The 711-nt window shown below is 47.3% G+C and carries 1 protein-coding gene; it reads right to left on the reverse strand.

The features are described from left to right. Positions 1 to 216 (reverse strand): hypothetical protein (locus J5M58_RS25820; protein WP_207880144.1); only part of this gene is annotated, 216 nt, incomplete at its 3' end. Between the last annotated feature and the right edge of the window lie 495 nt (positions 217 to 711).

Raw genomic sequence — 711 nt, forward strand, 5'->3', positions numbered from 1 at the left:
GTCTTCACCGAGGTCTTCGAGCTTGCTGATGAGCAGCATCGGGCTTTCGCCGTCGTTTTTGACGTTGAAGGCGACGCGTTGATCCGTTTCGTTGAAGATGATGGTTGGATTTTCCAGGGTAAAGGTGGCTGCGTGGGATTGCAGGCTGCATGCGGCGAAAAGCGATGCCAGGAATGTTTTGATACGGGAAGAACGAAAAAGAATATGAGAGAGCATGAGTGAATTCATCTTAGGGAGTTGATGATGCGGAAGGCTGATAAGCGGTGGTTATTTTGTATGGATTCGACATATGCAATATTATATTTTGTGATTCGAGCATGGAGTTGGACGAGTCCTGTTATCCGGTGGGACAAGTACTAGTTCGCTTGATTCATGCCTCTGGTCGTGCGGGTGGAAATCGAGATCGCTGAAGTTGACGTTTTATTTGGAGTGTGGGCGACTATGGACTCGATCGGAAATCGATCTTCGTTTGTCGGATCAAATTAACCTTGAGGAATGTCTCGGCCTTGCATATTGAAGATGCTGATTTTTATGCGGAAACTAAATAATTATCTGGAAGGCGATGCGAGGGGGATATTGGTGAGGTGCGCTTCCTCGAAATCGATGAAGAGGGTGTGCGCACTAATGCGGTAATGACGATAAATGATCGAGTTTTGGCATGTTTGCCAGATGGCATGCGGGTGCAATCCGGGGCGAGTTATATTTATAGGC

Source organism: Pseudomonas sp. 32_A (assembly GCF_017490905.1).
Classification (GTDB): domain Bacteria; phylum Pseudomonadota; class Gammaproteobacteria; order Pseudomonadales; family Pseudomonadaceae; genus Aquipseudomonas; species Aquipseudomonas inefficax.